The 13,155-nt window shown below is 61.1% G+C and carries 12 protein-coding genes; 4 read left to right on the forward strand and 8 right to left on the reverse strand.

Features of this window, described 5'->3' with window-relative positions; genetic code table 11:
• Positions 1–77: 77 nt before the first annotated feature.
• The 3 genes from DSM110093_RS10570 to DSM110093_RS10580 all read left to right on the forward strand — a co-directional run bounded on the left by DSM110093_RS10570 (position 78) and on the right by DSM110093_RS10580 (position 4,652).
• On the forward strand, positions 78–1,370 hold the full coding sequence (locus DSM110093_RS10570) for a capsular biosynthesis protein (RefSeq protein ID WP_243265005.1): 1,293 nt from the start codon (positions 78–80) through the stop codon (positions 1,368–1,370).
• Between the two features lie 114 nt (positions 1,371–1,484).
• The gene (locus DSM110093_RS10575) at positions 1,485–2,618 is read left to right on the forward strand and encodes a polysaccharide biosynthesis/export family protein (RefSeq protein WP_167360169.1); all 1,134 of its coding nucleotides are present in this window, start codon (positions 1,485–1,487) and stop codon (positions 2,616–2,618) included.
• Positions 2,619–2,627: 9 nt separating this feature from the next.
• Positions 2,628–4,652: a capsular polysaccharide biosynthesis protein gene (locus DSM110093_RS10580; protein ID WP_243265006.1), complete on the forward strand. Its 2,025-nt coding sequence runs from the start codon at positions 2,628–2,630 to the stop codon at positions 4,650–4,652.
• Between the two features lie 3 nt (positions 4,653–4,655).
• On the opposite strand, the gene ribD is transcribed toward DSM110093_RS10580, so the two are convergent.
• Together ribD and nrdR are read right to left on the reverse strand one after the other, a co-directional pair.
• Positions 4,656–5,735 carry a bifunctional diaminohydroxyphosphoribosylaminopyrimidine deaminase/5-amino-6-(5-phosphoribosylamino)uracil reductase RibD gene (ribD, locus tag DSM110093_RS10585; RefSeq protein WP_243267713.1) on the reverse strand — a complete coding sequence of 360 codons (1,080 nt, stop codon included), beginning with the start codon at positions 5,733–5,735 and terminating at the stop codon, positions 4,656–4,658.
• Between the two features lie 29 nt (positions 5,736–5,764).
• A complete protein-coding gene (nrdR, locus tag DSM110093_RS10590; RefSeq protein WP_067264800.1) occupies positions 5,765–6,232 on the reverse strand; it encodes a transcriptional regulator NrdR in 468 nt (155 codons plus the stop codon).
• Positions 6,233–6,418: 186 nt separating this feature from the next.
• Between nrdR and DSM110093_RS10595 the strand changes: the two genes are divergently transcribed.
• Positions 6,419–7,090: an SDR family oxidoreductase gene (locus DSM110093_RS10595; RefSeq protein WP_243265008.1), complete on the forward strand. Its 672-nt coding sequence runs from the start codon at positions 6,419–6,421 to the stop codon at positions 7,088–7,090.
• A gap of 20 nt (positions 7,091–7,110) precedes the next feature.
• On the opposite strand, the gene DSM110093_RS10600 is transcribed toward DSM110093_RS10595, so the two are convergent.
• From DSM110093_RS10600 to DSM110093_RS10625, 6 genes are all read right to left on the reverse strand, one after another.
• Positions 7,111–7,527 carry a secondary thiamine-phosphate synthase enzyme YjbQ gene (locus DSM110093_RS10600; RefSeq protein WP_243265009.1) on the reverse strand — a complete coding sequence of 139 codons (417 nt, stop codon included), beginning with the start codon at positions 7,525–7,527 and terminating at the stop codon, positions 7,111–7,113.
• 5 nt (positions 7,528–7,532) lie between these two features.
• Positions 7,533–8,012 (reverse strand): hypothetical protein, encoded by a 480-nt coding sequence (locus tag DSM110093_RS10605; RefSeq protein WP_243265011.1) that lies wholly within the window; start codon positions 8,010–8,012, stop codon positions 7,533–7,535.
• Positions 8,013–8,091: 79 nt separating this feature from the next.
• Positions 8,092–8,499 (reverse strand): hypothetical protein, encoded by a 408-nt coding sequence (locus DSM110093_RS10610; protein WP_243265013.1) that lies wholly within the window; start codon positions 8,497–8,499, stop codon positions 8,092–8,094.
• Positions 8,500–8,603: 104 nt separating this feature from the next.
• Complete coding sequence (gene rpoD, locus DSM110093_RS10615; RefSeq protein ID WP_243265014.1) at positions 8,604–10,586, reverse strand: RNA polymerase sigma factor RpoD; 1,983 nt, start codon at positions 10,584–10,586, stop codon at positions 8,604–8,606.
• Positions 10,587–10,722: 136 nt separating this feature from the next.
• Positions 10,723–12,723 carry a DNA primase gene (gene dnaG, locus DSM110093_RS10620; protein ID WP_243265016.1) on the reverse strand — a complete coding sequence of 667 codons (2,001 nt, stop codon included), beginning with the start codon at positions 12,721–12,723 and terminating at the stop codon, positions 10,723–10,725.
• Between the two features lie 114 nt (positions 12,724–12,837).
• Positions 12,838–13,146, reverse strand: coding sequence for a hypothetical protein (locus DSM110093_RS10625; protein ID WP_243265017.1), 309 nt, complete (start codon positions 13,144–13,146; stop codon positions 12,838–12,840).
• Positions 13,147–13,155: the final 9 nt, after the last annotated feature.

Here is a 13,155-nt window from a genome sequence, read left to right on the forward strand (position 1 = left end):
GGCAAGAGCGGGTGACGCCACATTGTCGCCCCTATTATATGATGGTTAAGGGTAAACCACGCCGATTTAGGACCTGTATGACCGTGACCGCCGCCCCCGCCCGCACCTTCCTGTTTCTGCAAGGCCCGCATGGGCCTTTCTTTAACAGTCTGGGCAAGATGCTGCGCCGGGCGGGCGCTGAGGTTTGGCGCGTGGGGTTCAACGCGGGCGACCGGGCCTTTTGGTTTCATCCGTCGACCTACATCCCCTATCGCGGCACGGTTGGGGACTGGCCGAGCGTTTTCGCCACCCTGTTGGACGAAAAACAGATCACCGACATCGTGCTTTACGGCGACACACGGCCCATCCACGCCGAAGCGGTGGCCGAGGCCAAGCGCCGGGGCATCACCGTGCATGTTTTCGAGGAAGGCTATATGCGGCCCTATTGGGTCACGTACGAGCGCGGCGGGTCGAACGGCAACTCGCGCCTGATGGAGATGACCATTCCCCAGATGCAGGCCGCTTTGGCGCGCTCGGACATGGAAGCTCCCCTGCCCCCGGGCCACTGGGGCGACATGCGGCACCACATCTTTTACGGCGCACTCTACCATTGGTTCGTGATGTTCCGAAACGGTGACTACCGCAATTTCAAACCGCATCGCAGCCTGCCGGTGACCAAAGAATTCCGCCTTTACCTCAAACGCCTGTTGCTGATGCCGGTCCTTGCCGCTGACCGCCTGCTGTCCACGCTGAAAATCCGGCTGGGCGGGTTCCCCTATCATCTGGCGCTGCTGCAACTGGAACATGACTCCTCTTTCCAGAAACATTCACCGTTCAACACGATGGCCGATTTCCTAGAGTTGGTGATCGAAGGTTTTGCCAAGGGCGCGCCGCAGCATCACCACCTCGTCATCAAGGCGCATCCGCTGGAGGATGGTCGCGTGCCGGTGCGGCGCGATGTCAAACGGCTGGCGCAGGCGCATGGCGTATCAGACCGCGTACATTTCGTGCGTGGCGGCAAGCTCGCGCAACTTTTGAACGACACGCGCAGCGCGGTCACGGTGAACTCCACCGCCGGGCAACAGGTGCTCTGGCGCGGCATTCCGCTTAAAGTCTTTGGCAGCGCGGTCTATTCCCAGCCTGAGTTCGTCTCAGACCAGCCCTTGCCAGAATTCTTTGCCACGGCCAGCCGCCCCGATAACCGCGCCTATAAGGATTACCGCCGCTATCTGCTTGAAACTTCGCAAGTTCCGGGCGGTTTCTATGCCGCACGCGGGCGGCGTCAGTTGCTGCGCCAAGTGGTTGATATGATGCTCTCAGCCGAAGACCCTTACGATGCGCTTGAGCAAGGCACCGCGGCCCCTCGGCAACAGTTGCGGGTCGTAACCTGACTTAACCCATTCCTCCCTGTAGATTTTTTCTAAAGGCTACGTTAAGTTGCAAAGTAATACGTCATGATAATTGGCGATTTCGAGGCAGATAATTCAGGTCGAGGAGACCGGGCAGTGAAATCCGTAACATTCCGGTGGGCGCGTCCCGTCGCAGCATTGGCGGCATTGGCCGTCATCTCATCTTGTGGTTTGCCACAGGTCGGGCCGAACAAACGGCAAATTTATGCAGGCTCAGTTCAACGCGAAGGGGATGCATTTGTCATCGCCGTGAACGACCGCGTGACCCGCGCCATCGCCGTGGCCCCCGCACTCGGCTTTTCGGAAAGTTTCAAGAACGCGGGCCGGGTCGGCTCTGACACGATCCAACCGGGTGATATCCTTGGCATCACCGTTTACGAAAACGTGGACGACCCGCTACTCGGTGTCGAAGGCGCGCCGGCCACCCTGCTTGAAGAAGTGCAGGTGGATGGCGCAGGCTTTATCTTTATTCCATACGCGGGCCGCATCCGTGCTGCTGGCAACACACCCGAAGCGATCCGCCGCATCATTACCCAGAAACTGGGCGAACAGACCCCCGACCCGCAGGTTGAAGTGCGCCGTGCCGCGGGTGATGGCTCTACAGTATCCCTGATCGGCTCCATTGGCGCGCAGGGCGTCTATCCCATCGAGCGCCCCACCCGCACACTTGCCGCCATGTTGGCGCGCGCAGGCGGTGTGACCATCATTCCCGAAATCGCGCAGGTCACCGTGATCCGGAATGGCCAGCGCGGCAAAATCTGGTTCCAAGACCTCTATGACCACCCTGAGTTGGACATCGCGCTGCGCCCGGGCGACCGCATTCTGGTCGAGGAAGACACACGTTCTTTCACCGCGCTCGGTGCCACCGGCGGTCAGGCCCGCGTGCCGTTTGAGTCGCAAAACCTCTCGCTTTTGGAAGGCATCGCGCAAGTGGGCGGCCTCAGCCCACTCTCGGCTGACCCCACCGGCGTCTTCGTGTTCCGCAACGAGCCTGAGGAAGTCGCCGAGCAGGTGCTGGGCCGCAGCGACCTAACCGGCGCGCAGCGTATGGTCTATGTGACCGATCTGACCAAGCCCAACGGCATGTTCATGGCCCGTGACTTTGTGATCCGCGATGGTGACACGATCTATGTCACTGAGGCGCCCTTCACCCAGTGGAGCAAGGTGATCTCGGCCATCACCGGCACCGCAGGGTCGGCAGACAGCATCACATCGCTCACCAGCGGCTGATCCACGCCGGTGGCCTTTGAAGCTGACCCATATTTCTCCCCCGCCGCCGGTCCCGAAAGGAGCCGGCGGCTTTTCGTATATAACGGCGGGTTTCTGACGCAGCGCCGGGTGCGGCGCATTTTGCAGTTGTCCGGCCATTCCCTACGGCTTGGCCTGCCCGGCCCCGGCGATGCCGTGGCAGTTTGGGGCAACTCCCCCACCGCGCACCGTGGGCTGGCCGTGGCGGCAAAGCGCGACGTGCCGGTGATCCGTGTTGAGGACGCGTGGCTGCGCTCCCTCCACCCCGGTCGCGCTGGAGAGCCGCCCTTGGGCCTGCTGATCGACAGCCGGGGCGCGCATTTCGACCCTGCCCAGCCTTCCGACCTTGAAGAACTGCTGGCAAATCACCCGCTGGACAACACTGCCCTGCTAGACCGCGCACGCGGCGGCATGGCGCAGTTGGCCGAAGCGCATCTGACCAAATACGCAGGTTTTGACCTCGACACGCCTACGCCAGATCCCGGCTATGTACTTGTGATCGACCAGACGCGCGGCGATGCCTCCGTGACCGCCTCAGGCGCCGATCGGGGGCGGTTTCTGGAGATGCTCGTTTTCGCGCAAGAAGAACACCCCGGCGCGCGGGTCATCATCAAGACTCACCCAGAGACCGCGCAGGGATATCGTCCTGGCCATTTCGGCCCCGAGGACACCAACGACCGCATCACCCTGCTGACCGATCCGGTCAGCCCTTGGACGCTGTTCGAAGGGGCGGTTGGCGTCTATACCGTTTCCTCGCAAATGGGGTTCGAGGCGATTTTCGCCGGCCACAAGCCGCGCGTCTTTGGCCAACCTTTCTACGCCGGATGGGGGCTGACGGAAGATGAATTCCCCGTGCAACGCCGCCAACGTCGCCTCACCCGCGCGCAACTTTTTGCAGCGGCGATGATCCTTTATCCGACGTGGTACGACCCCTGTCGCGATACGCTCGGCAGTTTTGAAACTGCCCTCGCCTCCTTCTCTGCCCAAGCGCGCGCTTGGCGTGAGGATCACTATGGTTGGGATGCGTGGGGCATGCGCCTGTGGAAACGCCGCCCGTTGCAGCAGTTCTTTGGACAGCCAACACCAATCCACTTTCGCAAAGGGGCCCCCGAGACCCCCACTCCGCCCCGCCGTGCGATGGTCTGGGCCAGCAAATCCGGGGCAGCTCCACAAGGTGCTTTGCGCGTCGAAGACGGGTTTCTCCGCTCGCGTGGGCTGGGGGCGGAACTGGTCCCGCCGCTGTCACTGGTTTGCGATGATCTGGGCATCTACTATGATCCCGAGGGGCCAAGCCGTTTGGAAAAATGGATCGAGGAACGCACCGCTCTGCGCCCCGATCAACACACCCGCACCCGTTCACTGATCGAGGCGCTGACCGGCGCTGGCCTCAGCAAATACAACCTTGATGGTGCCGCCCCCGATCTGCCAGCGGGGCGCCGTATCCTGGTGCCGGGACAGGTAGAAGACGACGCATCGATCCTCACGGGCACGTATGAGGTGCGCACCAACGCTGCCCTGCTCGCCGCTGCGCGGATGGCCAATCCCGATTCCATAATCCTCTACAAACCGCATCCCGATGTCGAAGCAGGCCTGCGCAAAGGAGCCTCCGACGCGCAAGATGCCGACATGGTGCTGCACAACGCCGACCCAATGGCCCTGCTGGGCCAAGTTGATGAGGTCTGGACCATGACCTCGCTTTTGGGGTTTGAGGCGCTGCTGCGCGGCGTGCCGGTGGTTACCTTAGGCGCGCCGTTCTACGCAGGTTGGGGCCTGACCGAAGACCGCGGCGACGTGCCGCCCCGCCGCCGCGCGCAGGTGGCACTGGAAGGGCTCGTACACGCCGCGCTGATCGATTATCCGCGCTACCGCGATCCCGTAAGCGGCCTGCCCTGCCCGGTCGAAGTCGTGGTAGAACGGCTTGCAACAGGCAGCCAGCCCCGCGCGGGGCTGGGCAATCGGTTGCTGTCGAAACTACAGGGGCTTTTTGCCAGTCAGAGCCATCTCTGGCGGCGGTAGCGCTTAGGCCGGAGCGTTGCGCCGCCAGACATGAAGCAGGTCCGGTCCGATCTGCTGGCTCGATTGCAGCGCGAAACGCGGTGCTTCGGCCAAGCGCGACAGGCCAAGCGCGCCGATGCCGGGCAGCCCCTCGGCCCCGATCACCAGCCCGGCGGTAAACCCCACCAAACGGTCCACCAGATCGGCCTCGATCAAAGACGCCGCCAAGGCGCTGCCGCCCTCGCAGAAAATCCGGGTCAGCCCATGGGTGGCCAACTGGCGCAATACATCCGCAGGGTCCAACTGCGCGCCTCGTGCCGCGCAGGGCAGCAAAGTCGCGCCGAGGTCGGACCAAGTGCGCACAAGCGCCGGATCAGCGTCGCTGCCGTGGCAGAGGATCAAAGGAATATCCGAAGCCGTCCGCGCCAACTGTCCCATCAGCGGTAAATCGAGCCTGCGCGAAACGACAACGCGGGCCGGTTGATGTGCCACGCCCAAGCCCCGTACCGTAAGGCTTGGATCATCCTTGCGCGCGGTGCCCGCGCCAACCATCACCGCGTCGTGACGGCTGCGCATCGCATGGGTCAGCCGCCGCGCCGGAGCGTCGGTGATCCACTGGCTTTCCCCAGTTCCGGTGGCAATGCGCCCGTCAAAAGAATTGGCGAGCTTCAGCGTCAGCATCGGGCGGCCCAGATCAGTGCGGCAGAAGAAACCCGCGTTATCCGCACGGGCCTCGGCCTCAAGCAGACCAACCGCTACCTCGATCCCCGCCGCCCGCAGCATTGCGATCCCGCGCCCATTGACCCGCGCATCATCGTCCTGTGTGGCGATCACCACCCGCGCGACACCCGCATCAATCAGCGCCTGCGCACAGGGGGGTGTCTTTCCGTGATGGGAACAAGGCTCAAGCGTGACATAGACCGTCGCGCCGCGCGCCGCATCACCGGCCTGCGCCAGCGCCTGCGGCTCTGCATGGGGCCGCCCGCTGGGCTGTGTCCACCCGCGCCCGACGATGCGGGTGCCTTGGGCAACCACACAGCCGACCGCCGGATTAGGCCAAACATTGCCCTGCCCGCGCCGCCCCAAGGACAGTGCCAGCGCCATGAACCGCGCGTCGCTCACCCTATCGTCCGTCACTCTTCGGGAAGGGCGTCGGGGCGCAGTTCCTGAACGAATTTGTCGAAATCATCCGCAGCTTGGAAGTTCTTGTAAACAGAGGCGAAACGCACATAGGCCACGGTGTCGATCCGGGCGAGCGCTTCCATCACGATCTCACCGATGTGTTTCGAGCTGATGTCGGTCTCGCCCATGCTTTCCAATCGGCGCACGATGCCGGAAATCATCTGATCGATACGTTCCGGATCAATGGGGCGTTTCTGCATGGAGATGCGGATCGAGCGTTCAAGCTTGTCGCGGTCGAAATCCTCGCGCTTACCAGAGGTCTTGATCACCACAAGATCGCGCAGTTGCACCCGTTCGTAGGTGGTGAAGCGGCCCCCGCAAGCCGGGCAGAACCGTCTGCGCCGGATTGAGACGTGATCCTCGGCCGGGCGGCTGTCTTTCACTTGGGTGTCGATATTTCCGCAAAACGGGCAGCGCATGGGCCGTCCCCCTCTTCATCCTGCCTCACTTGTGGGGCGCGCGGCCCTCTTGTCAAAACTTATAGGGGAGCCGCGAGGTTTTGGGTAGAGAAGATTTCCACAGCTAGATGTTGCGTTCAAATATGTGTCATGGACCCAACGCTTGGCTCTTGCGTTAACCCCGGAACACAAGAAACGGAGCATCCCATGACCAAGACACTTTTCCTCTCCGGCGCCTCCAGCGGGATCGGCGCCGCCACCGCCCGTGCCGCCGCCAAAGCAGGTTGGAACATCGGTCTTTTCGCCCGCAGCGAAGACAAGTTGAACGACCTTGCCGTCGAGATTGGCGATCAGGCGCTGGTGCTTGTGGGCGATGCCACGGACTACGATGCGCAGAAACAGGCGCTCGACAAGCTGGCTGATCACTTTGGCGGGGTCGACGCCGCCTTTGCCAATGCCGGGCGCGGTACCAGCCCTGCGGGCACAGAGAACGGCGATCCGCAGGATTGGAAGGCAATGGTCGACCTCAATATCATGGGCGCCCTCTATACCGCCCATGCCGCCATGCCACATCTGCGCAAGACCACGGGGCAATATGTTGTCACCGGCTCTGCCGCCGGGCGTGTGCATATTCAAGGGTCGATCTACGGCGCCACCAAATGGTTCATCCACGGCTTTGCGGGCAATCTAGCAGAAGAGATGGCCGAATGGGGCGGGCGCTGCATGGTTGTGTCCCCCGGCATGGTCGACACCGCGTTCTTTGACGAAGCCAAGCCTGACAAGCTGCACCCCGAAGACGTGGCGGCAGCGGTCATGCACGCGCTAGACGCCCCCGCCCGCTCATCGATCCGCGAAATCCATCTGATGCCCACGGGCTAACGCACGATGCGGTCCGGCATTTAGTCGGGCCGGAAATGCGCCGCGACCTGCCGCTGATGCGGCGCGTCGCGGTGCTCAAAGAGGTAAATGCCCTGCCAAGTGCCCAACATCATGCGCCCTTGCATGACCGGAATGCTAAGACTGACCGGCAGCATGGCGGATTTAATATGTGCGGGCATATCGTCTGGCCCCTCCATGACATGGGTCAAATAGGACATCTGTGGATCACTGGTCGGCGGCACCAGTCGGGCAAAATACGCCAGCAAATCGCGCTGCACGTCCGGATCGGCGTTTTCCTGTATCAGTAGCGATGCGGAAGTGTGGCGCACCAGCAGTGTCAGCAACCCATCGCTCTGATCCGCAAGCCAGTGGCTAACGTCATCGGTAAACTCATAAAGCGCCTGACCGCGCGTTTGGATAGAAAAATCCGTCTGCATTGCGTTTAGCAGTGCCCCCAAATCTGTACCTCAGGATCCCAGCATTGGCCCGCCGCCTCTTTCGCATCGCCGATCGCAAAAAGCCCCAATGTCACTGAGCCCGCATCGCAAGCGAGAGCGGCAACTTCATCGTCTTGCTGATAGACTGTCACTCCGCCATCGCTGACCTGATCGAATTTGTCGTAGGAGCTGTAAACCTCATAGGAATACGCATCATTGCGAAAGGTCACCGCCTCCCAAATCGCGCGGCCAATCCCCGGCCATGGTTGGTGTTCTACCTGCGCGACTGTCGTCGTCAGTGTGAGGTCCGGCGCGCTTTCGGGGCCGTAGCGGTAAATAACGCTATTTCCGCTGATGCACACATCCAGATGATCTGTCCCGCCGCTGGTTGTACAACTTAGGACAATGGTACTTTCCGTCGCGCAAAGGGCTAGCGCTTGGCTGGCCGTAATGGCGCATATGGCAGTGGCATAGAATAGGCGCATAAGATCAACCCGCTGCTGATTTGCCGCAGGTTAGGCCCGAACCCGTGGCAGTGACAACGGCCAAAAGGGCAGCTCCCTCTCAGAAATCCTCTAGCTCAATCAACCGATCTAGGCAGAACTGCCGCGCGTGGTGGCTTGGCAAGTTCTCCCCGGCGCGGCGCACGGTGACGGAATAGGATTTCCCCGTGTCGCCGCTCACCCGCTCTGGGTCGGTGGTGAAAACAACACCGATACGGCCCACCCCGCTTACCGAAGGGCCACGCGGAGTTTTAATGAAAAGTCGTTCGTCCCTTGGCAGGCCAATGACGTTCTCTGCAAAATCCGCTGCTGCGCACCATAGTTGCCGTGCGCCTGCGCCGCGGTCTTCGATCACCTCAAAGTCGCGCGACGTTAGCGGCACGACAGTCAGCCAGTTCTCGGCACGGTAAGCCTGCGCGGCGGCTTGCAGCGGTAGCAGACAAATAAGCGTGAGAGCGATTTTGCGCATCGGAGGGATCCTTTCGACGGTATCCCCTAGATGTAAGCGTCTCGCGGGGCAGGTCAAAGACCACCCCGCAAAAGAAAGCGCGGCCACTGGGGCCGCGCGCTGTTTTATTGATCCAAGAAGGAGCGCAGTTTGCGCGACCTGCTGGGATGTTTCAGCTTGCGGAGCGCCTTGGCTTCGATCTGACGAATACGTTCGCGGGTCACCGAGAACTGCTGACCAACCTCTTCGAGCGTATGGTCGGTGTTCATGCCGATCCCAAAACGCATCCGCAGGACACGTTCCTCACGCGGGGTGAGCGACGAGAGCACGCGGGTTGTGGTTTCCTTCAGGTTTTCCTGAATGGCGGAGTCCAGCGGCAGCACCGCGTTTTTGTCCTCGATGAAATCGCCAAGCTGGCTGTCTTCCTCGTCGCCGATTGGCGTTTCGAGAGAGATCGGCTCTTTGGCGATTTTCATCACCTTGCGGACCTTTTCAAGCGGCATTTGCAGCTTCTCGGCCAGTTCCTCTGGCGTTGGCTCGCGGCCAATCTCGTGCAGCATCTGGCGACCGGTGCGCACCAGCTTGTTGATCGTCTCGATCATATGCACCGGAATACGGATCGTGCGCGCCTGATCGGCGATGGAACGGGTGATCGCCTGACGGATCCACCATGTCGCATAGGTCGAGAATTTATAGCCCCGGCGGTACTCGAACTTGTCCACGGCCTTCATCAGACCGATGTTGCCTTCTTGAATAAGATCAAGGAATTGCAGGCCACGGTTCGTGTACTTTTTGGCGATGGAGATGACGAGACGCAGGTTCGCTTCGACCATTTCCTTCTTGGCCTGACGGGCTTCTTTCTCGCCCTTCTGAACTTGCTGCACGATGCGGCGGAATTCAGAGATATCAAGACCAACGTACTGACCAACCTGCGCCATGTCATTGCGCAGTTCATCCACTTTTTCCGAGGAGCGTTCGATGAACATCTGCCAGCCACGACCGGATTTCTCGGCCATCCGCTCCATCCAATTTGGATCAAGCTCATAGCCGCGGTAGTTGTCGACGAATTCCTTGCGGTTGATGCGCGCTTGGTCGGCAAGCTTCACCATCGCGCTGTCGATCTGCATGATGCGGCGGTTGATGCCGTAAAGCTGGTCGATCAGGGCTTCGATACGGTTGTTGTGAAGATGCAGCTCGTTGACCAACAACACGATCTCGGACCGCAGCTTTTGGTACATCGCTTCTTCATCTTTGGTGAAGGAGCCGTCTTCGTTCAGCGTGGCTGAGATGCGGCTGTCCTGCATCGCGCTGAGTTTTTCGTAGTCATCCGCGATGATGTCGAGCGCTTCGAGCACCTGAGGTTTCAGCGCCTCTTCCATCGCAGCCAAGCTCATGTTGGCCTGTTCGTCCTCATCGTCATCATCGTCGGACGAGATCGGATTGCCGTCAGCGTCGTACTCGGGCTTCGATTCTCCGCTCTTTGTCTCGTTGTTGGCTGTCGGAGCGACGACGGGTGTGGTCTCCTCCTCATCGCCCATCTGGGTGCCAAATGTCGCCTCAAGGTCGATCACGTCACGCAGCAGAATGTCTTCGGACAAAAGTTCGTCGCGCCAGATGGTAATCGCTTGGAAAGTTAGCGGGCTTTCGCACAGCCCGGCGATCATCGTGTTGCGACCAGCCTCAATGCGTTTGGCGATGGCGATCTCGCCTTCGCGGCTGAGCAGTTCAACACTGCCCATCTCGCGCAGGTACATGCGCACCGGGTCATCGGTGCGGTCAAGCTTTTCGGACGTGCCCGAAGACAGCGCAACATCGCGGTTGGATTCGGTGGTGGTAACCTCGGTCGAGCCCTTGGCCTCTTCCTCTTCGGCTTCCTCATCCTCGATGATGTTGATGCCCATTTCGGACAGCATCGACATCACGTCTTCGATCTGCTCCGAACTGACCTGATCCGGCGGGAGCACGGTATTGAGCTGATCATAGGTGATATAGCCCTTCTCGCGCGCCTCACCGATCATCTTTTTGACGGCGGCTTGGCTCATGTCGAGCGAGTGGCCTGCTTCGGAATCGTCGGTCTTTGCGTCGTCATTCGTATCTTTGGCAGCCATCTCATGCTCCTTCAGCGCGTCAGCGCGAATCATCCGAAAATGATTCGGTTTTCCGAATCATGCGGGGTTATTGGTGATTCTTAAACCCGTTACCCGGCATTTTCAAAAAGTCCTGCAAAAGAGCCACGCTAATGCCTCAGCCGCGGCCCTTTGACTTGTCATATCTAATCGTTCCAAGCAGCGCGTCGAGCGCGCTGCGTTCATCGCGGCTCATTGTCATGCCGTTGTCGCCAACGTCGAATTCGCCGTTATTGTCTTCTTGTGCACTGCGGCGGGCAATGTCGGCGGCGCGGGCCGCTTCGCTCAGGCGCCATGTGACCCCCTCATCCGCCGGGCCGCTAAGGTCTTCTACGGCTTCGGCAATTTCCTCGTTCAGCCCGCGTGCGGCATCTAGTTTGGCCAATTCCTCGGCCACGGTCATCCGGGTCATTTCCACATTGCCGGGGTTACGGATGCAGGGTGTGATGGCTACGTGGCGTTGCGCCTTGATGTTTTCAAGGGTCTCCCAGCCCAGAGAATAGGAAATCTCTTCGCGCAGCACCTCCTCTCCGGCATGGCCAAAGCGCAGCAGCAGATCGCGCAAAAGCGCATGATCTGTGTCCGCGCATCGCATGGATTCCAGCCCCGTCTCAAATGTCTCGATCAGCGTGGGACAACCGGCCAGCGCCACGAGGATCACAGCTTCGCGCAGTTGCAGGCCCACCTGATCGTCGCTCATCGCCACAAGGGCCGAAGCTTTGGTGCTGGCCAGCGGTGCCAGTGGCGCGCTCCAGTTGCCACCTTTGGCGCCTTTGCCCCCGCCCTTGCCCGGCCCTCTGCCGCCCACGGGGCGGAAATCAGGGCGCTGTTTTTGCGGCCGGAAGAGCTCCCACCGCAGGTCTTTGATCTCTTGCCCATAGTGGCTGCGGATCGACGGGTCGCGGATAAGTTTAATCTTTTCGCGCAGGCTTTTGTCCAGCGCGGCCTTGCGTTCGGGGCTGTCGAAAACCTTGCCTTCGGTCTCGCGCTGCCACAGCAAGCGCACCATGGGAAGGGCGCTGTCCAAGAGCTTTTGCAAGGCCCCGGCCCCTTGGGCCCGCAGCAGATCGTCGGGGTCCTGCCCCTCAGGCATCACCGCGAAACGTAGGCTTTGCCCGGCCTCCAACAGCGGAAGTGCCAGATCGATCAGCCGAAGCGCAGCACGCTGGCCCGCCGCGTCGCCATCCAGCGTGATGATCGGCTCAGGCGCGATCCGCCAAAGCATCTGCAACTGGTTCTCGGTAATCGCGGTGCCAAGCGGGGCCACGGCGCCTTCAAACCCCGCCCCATGCAGGGCGATCACATCCATATAGCCTTCGGCCACGATCAACGCCTGCCCCCGCCCTGCGGCGGCGCGGGCGTCTTTCACGTTGTAAAGGCTGCGGCCCTTGTCGAAGAGCTCCGTCTCAGGCGAGTTGAGGTATTTCGCCTTATCCTCTGGGTCCATCGCGCGACCGCCAAAAGCAATCGCCCGCCCCCGCGCATCGCGGATCGGGAACATGATGCGCCCACGGAAAGTGTCATAGGGCTTGCCGCCCTTGGACGAGGGTTTCGCCAGCCCCGCAGCAAGGATCAACTCATCCGCCACGCCCTTAGATTTGAGGGCATCCCATAGACCCTGCCAACTGTTCGGCGCAAAGCCGATCTCCCAATGCGCCTGCGCCTGTTCCGACAACCCGCGCTTGGCCAGATAGTCCCGCGCCGCCCCCGCAGCCCCGGTGCGCAATTGCAGGCGGAACCACTGCACTGCCTGCTCCATCACCTCGGCCAATTGCGTGCGTTTGTCGGCCTTGGCCTGCGCGCGGGGGTCTTGCTTGGGCACCGGCATGCCGACTTCGCGGGCGATGATCTCCACCGCCTCCATAAAGCTCACATTCTCGGTTTCGCGCACGAATGAGATCGCATCCCCCTTCGCGTGGCAGCCAAAGCAATAGTAGAACCCTTTGCGGTCATCGACGTGAAAGCTGGCGGATTTTTCCTGATGGAAGGGGCACGGCGCCCACATGTCGCCCTTGCCCTGATTGGACTTTCGGTTGTCCCATATGACCTTGCGCCCCACCACCTGAGACAGGCTGGCGCGGTCACGAAGTTCTTCCAAAAATCCAGGGGGCAGGCTCATGACTTCATATACCGGCTGGGGCGGATCAGAGTCCAGAGGAGGCAGGTCAGCCAAGGGCGGCAAAGTGCCCTTCCATGCCGGGCAGCGCCCCTGCCCGGCATGGTGTTTGTTAGCTTACTGCGCGAGGCACATTTCTTTCCACGCGGCGGAGAGATCGTTCTTCTTAACGTCGCGCATCTTCATCTCATAAACCCAAGGGGTCACCAGCGGGATCGCGGTGTTGAAATCATCGGGCCAAGTTGCGTTCGCCTTCACAGCGGCGGGCACTTCGCGTTCTTTCACCCGGTCAAGCCGCGCCTGCTGCACGGCGGCGACCACGGCGGCCTGATGCATACAGCTGTCTTCTTTTTTCGAGGCTGCCAGCGCCGGGCCCGAGACCGCCATGCTGATCGCGGCCAATGCGACGAAAATCGTTTTGTTCATGTCTATGCT

This window comes from Sulfitobacter sp. DSM 110093, from assembly GCF_022788715.1.
Taxonomy (GTDB): domain Bacteria; phylum Pseudomonadota; class Alphaproteobacteria; order Rhodobacterales; family Rhodobacteraceae; genus Sulfitobacter.

Coding starts and splice junctions, on each gene's coding strand:
- DSM110093_RS10570 (WP_243265005.1), top strand. CDS start 78: ATGACCGTGACCGCCGCCCCCGCCCGCACCTTCCTGTTTCTGCAAGGC.
- ribD (WP_243267713.1), bottom strand. CDS start 5,735: ATGGCGCTGGCACTGTCCTTGGGGCGGCGCGGGCAGGGCAATGTTTGG.
- nrdR (WP_067264800.1), bottom strand. CDS start 6,232: ATGCGCTGCCCGTTTTGCGGAAATATCGACACCCAAGTGAAAGACAGC.
- DSM110093_RS10595 (WP_243265008.1), top strand. CDS start 6,419: ATGACCAAGACACTTTTCCTCTCCGGCGCCTCCAGCGGGATCGGCGCC.
- DSM110093_RS10600 (WP_243265009.1), bottom strand. CDS start 7,527: ATGCAGACGGATTTTTCTATCCAAACGCGCGGTCAGGCGCTTTATGAG.
- DSM110093_RS10605 (WP_243265011.1), bottom strand. CDS start 8,012: ATGCGCCTATTCTATGCCACTGCCATATGCGCCATTACGGCCAGCCAA.
- DSM110093_RS10610 (WP_243265013.1), bottom strand. CDS start 8,499: ATGCGCAAAATCGCTCTCACGCTTATTTGTCTGCTACCGCTGCAAGCC.
- rpoD (WP_243265014.1), bottom strand. CDS start 10,586: ATGGCTGCCAAAGATACGAATGACGACGCAAAGACCGACGATTCCGAA.
- dnaG (WP_243265016.1), bottom strand. CDS start 12,723: ATGAGCCTGCCCCCTGGATTTTTGGAAGAACTTCGTGACCGCGCCAGC.
- DSM110093_RS10625 (WP_243265017.1), bottom strand. CDS start 13,146: ATGAACAAAACGATTTTCGTCGCATTGGCCGCGATCAGCATGGCGGTC.